Origin of the sequence: Kitasatospora sp. NPDC001539 (assembly GCF_040298565.1) — a bacterium.
In the GTDB taxonomy this organism is placed as follows: Bacteria; Actinomycetota; Actinomycetes; order Streptomycetales; family Streptomycetaceae; genus Kitasatospora.
This window is the reverse complement of sequence record NZ_JBEPAK010000391.1, coordinates 1-4,135: the sequence shown is the minus strand read 5'-3', so window position 1 is coordinate 4,135 and position 4,135 is coordinate 1. Positions and strand designations below refer to the sequence as shown.

The 4,135-nt window shown below is 68.2% G+C and carries 1 protein-coding gene; it reads right to left on the bottom strand.

All coding sequences use genetic code 11. From position 1 onward, the window contains the following. Nucleotides 1-65 precede the first annotated feature (65 nt). A complete protein-coding gene (locus ABT247_RS32250) occupies nt 66-3,959 on the bottom strand; it encodes a DNA-directed RNA polymerase subunit beta' (protein WP_350749890.1) in 3,894 nt (1,297 codons plus the stop codon). Nucleotides 3,960-4,135 lie beyond the last annotated feature (176 nt).

The window sequence follows — 4,135 nt, the reverse complement described above, 5'->3', positions numbered from 1 at the left end:
CGGCCACCCCCTGCGGGGTGGCCGCCCTGCGGCGTTCAACGGCCGTGGCCGGCCGAAGAGGTGACTCAGCCGGTGTACGGGCCGTAGTCGTAGTCGTCCAGCGGGACCGCCTGGCCGGAGCCGGCGCCGAAGGGCGACAGGTCGTAGTCGTCGTAGCCGACGGCCGAGTACATCGCGGCCTTGGCCTCCTCGGTCGGCTCGACCCGGATGTTGCGGTAGCGGGGCAGGCCCGTACCGGCCGGGATGAGCTTACCGAGGATGACGTTCTCCTTGAGGCCCAGCAGCGGGTCCGACTTGGCGTGGATCGCCGCGTCGGTGAGGACCCGGGTCGTCTCCTGGAAGGAGGCGGCCGACAGCCAGGACTCGGTGGCCAGCGAGGCCTTGGTGATACCCATCAGCTGCGGACGGCCGGAGGCGGGGTGACCGCCCTCGGCGACCACGCGGCGGTTCTCCTGCTCGAAGCGGCCGCGCTCGACGAGCTCGCCCGGGAGCAGCTCGGCGTCGCCCGACTCGATGATCGTCACGCGGCGGAGCATCTGCCGGATGATGATCTCGATGTGCTTGTCGTGGATCGACACGCCCTGCGAGTTGTAGACCTTCTGGACCTCGGCGACCAGGTGGATCTGGACGGCACGCTGGCCCATGATGCGCAGGACGTCGTGCGGGTTGGTGGCGCCCATGGTCAGCTTCTGGCCGACCTCGACCGCCTCGCCCTCGCTGACCAGCAGCTTCACGCGCTTCGAGACCGGGTAGGCGATCTCGTCGCTGCCGTCGTCCGGCGTGATGACCAGCTTGCGGGTCTTCTCGGTGTCCTCGATGCGGACCCGGCCGGCGGCCTCCGAGATCGGGGCCACACCCTTGGGGGTACGGGCCTCGAAGAGCTCGACGACACGCGGCAGACCCTGGGTGATGTCGTCACCGGCCACACCACCGGTGTGGAAGGTACGCATGGTCAGCTGGGTACCGGGCTCACCGATGGACTGGGCGGCGATGATGCCGACCGCCTCACCGATGTCGACCAGCTTGCCGGTGGCCAGCGAGCGCCCGTAGCACATGGCGCAGGTGCCGACGGCCGACTCGCAGGTCAGGATCGAGCGGACCTTGACCTCGCCCACACCGTGGCGGATCAGCTCGTCGATCAGGACGTCGCCGAGGTCGGTGTTGGCGGTGGCCAGCAGCTTGCCGTCGACGGTGATGTCCTCGGCGAGCATGCGGGCGTACACGCTGGTCTCGACGTCGTCGGCCTTGCGCAGGACGCCGTCGGCGCCCACGTGGCCGATCGCGAGCTTCAGGCCGCGCTCGGTGCCGCAGTCCTCCTCGCGGATGATGACGTCCTGGGAGACGTCGACCAGACGACGGGTGAGGTAACCGGAGTCGGCGGTACGGAGGGCGGTGTCGGCCAGACCCTTACGGGCACCGTGGGTGGAGATGAAGTACTCCAGCACGGACAGACCCTCACGGAACGACGCCTTGATGGGTCGCGGGATGGTCTCGTTCTTGGCGTTCGACACCAGACCACGCATACCGGCGATCTGGCGCATCTGCATCATGTTTCCACGAGCACCCGAGTCGACCATCATGAAGATGGGGTTCGTCTTCGGGAAGTTCGCGGCCATGGCGTCCGCGACCTCGTTGGTCGCCTGGGTCCAGATGCCGACGAGCTCCTGCTTGCGCTCGTCGTTGGTGATCAGACCGCGCTCGTACTGCTTCTGGACCTTCTCCGCCTTCGCCTCGAAGCCCTCCAGGATCTGGGGCTTGCTCGGCGGGACGATGACGTCCGAGATCGAGACGGTGACGCCCGAGCGGGTCGACCAGTGGAAGCCGGCCGCCTTCAGGTTGTCCAGGGTCGCCGCGACGACGACCTTCGGGTAGCGCTCCGCCAGGTCGTTGACGATCGCGGAGAGCTGCTTCTTGCCCACCTCGTAGTCGACGAACGGGTAGTCCTCGGGCAGCAGCTCGTTGAAGAGCGCGCGGCCCAGGGTGGTCTTCAGGCGGAAGGGCTCGCCCTCGAACCAGGTCTGCTGGCCGTCCTCGTCCACCGGAGCGGTCCAGCCGCGCGGCGGGACGGTGCCGGCGCCGAGGCGCAGCTCGATCGGGGCCTGGACGTCCAGCTCGCGGGCGTCGAAGGCCATGATCGCCTCGGCGGTCGACGAGAAGGTGCGGCCGGCGCCCTTGACGTCCTCGCGGTCCGAGGTGAGGAAGAACAGACCGAGCACCATGTCCTGGGTCGGCATGGTGACGGGGCGACCGTCGGCCGGCTTCAGGATGTTGTTCGAGGACAGCATCAGGATGCGGGCCTCGGCCTGCGCCTCCGCGGAGAGCGGCAGGTGCACGGCCATCTGGTCACCGTCGAAGTCCGCGTTGAACGCGGTGCAGACGAGCGGGTGGATCTGGATGGCCTTGCCCTCGACCAGCTGCGGCTCGAAGGCCTGGATGCCGAGGCGGTGCAGGGTGGGCGCACGGTTCAGCAGGACGGGGTGCTCGGCGATGACCTCTTCGAGCACGTCCCACACGACCGGGCGGGCACGCTCGACCATGCGCTTGGCCGACTTGATGTTCTGCGCGTGGTTCAGGTCGACCAGGCGCTTCATCACGAACGGCTTGAAGAGCTCCAGCGCCATGGCCTTGGGCAGACCGCACTGGTGCAGCTTGAGCTGCGGGCCGACGACGATGACCGAACGGGCCGAGTAGTCGACTCGCTTGCCGAGCAGGTTCTGACGGAAACGACCCTGCTTGCCCTTCAGCATGTCGCTGAGGGACTTCAGCGGGCGGTTGCCCGGACCGGTGACCGGACGGCCGCGGCGGCCGTTGTCGAACAGCGCGTCGACGGCCTCCTGGAGCATGCGCTTCTCGTTGTTCACGATGATCTCGGGGGCACCGAGGTCGAGCAGGCGCTTCAGGCGGTTGTTGCGGTTGATGACGCGGCGGTACAGGTCGTTCAGGTCGGAGGTCGCGAAGCGGCCACCGTCCAGCTGCACCATCGGACGCAGGTCCGGCGGGATGACCGGGACGCAGTCCAGCACCATGCCGTTGGGCTTGTTGCTGGTCTGCAGGAAGGCGGAGACGACCTTGAGGCGCTTGAGCGCACGGGTCTTCTTCTGGCCCTTGCCGGTGCGGATGATCTCGCGCAGGCGCTCGGCCTCTTCGGCCAGGTCGAAGGTCTCCAGGCGGTCCTTGAGGGCCGCCGCGCCCATCGAGCCGGAGAAGTAGGTGCCGAAGCGGTCGCGCAGCTCGCGGTAGAGCAGCTCGTCGCCCTCGAGGTCCTGGACCTTGAGGTTCTTGAAGCGGGCCCACACCTCGTCGAGGCGGTCGAGCTCGCGCTGCGCGCGGTCGCGCAGCTGCTTCATCTCGCGCTCGGCGCTCTCGCGCACCTTGCGGCGCACGTCGGCCTTGGCGCCCTCGGCCTCCAGCTCGGCCAGGTCGGTCTCGGCCTTCTTGGCGCGGGCCTCGAGGTCGGCGTCGCGGCGGTTCTCGATCTGCTGGCGCTCGACCGAGACGTGCGCCTCCAGGGACGGCAGGTCGCGCTGGCGGCGCTCGTCGTCGACCCAGGTGATCATGTAGGCGGCGAAGTAGATGACCTTCTCGAGGTCCTTCGGCGCCAGGTCGAGCAGGTAGCCGAGGCGGGACGGCACACCCTTGAAGTACCAGATGTGGGTCACCGGGGCGGCGAGCTCGATGTGGCCCATCCGCTCGCGGCGCACCTTGGCGCGGGTCACCTCGACGCCGCAGCGCTCGCAGATGATGCCCTTGAAGCGGACGCGCTTGTACTTACCGCAGTAGCACTCCCAGTCCCGGGTGGGGCCGAAGATCTTCTCGCAGAAGAGTCCGTCCTTTTCGGGCTTCAGGGTGCGGTAGTTGATGGTCTCCGGCTTCTTGACCTCGCCGTGCGACCACTGGCGGATGTCGTCGGCGGTGGCCAGGCCGATGCGGAGCTCGTCGAAGAAGTTGACGTCAAGCACTGGTCGTCAAGCCCTCTTTCGTAATTCGAGAGTCTTATCTGTGGTCTGAGGGGGGCCTGGGGGCGGGGGGGGGGGCGGGGGGGGGCCGGCGGCGCCCGCCCCCCCCCGAAATAGAGAACCAGAAAGCGCCCGGCCGGCGCCGATAAAGAAGAAACAAAGGCCGGGGGGGACCACAA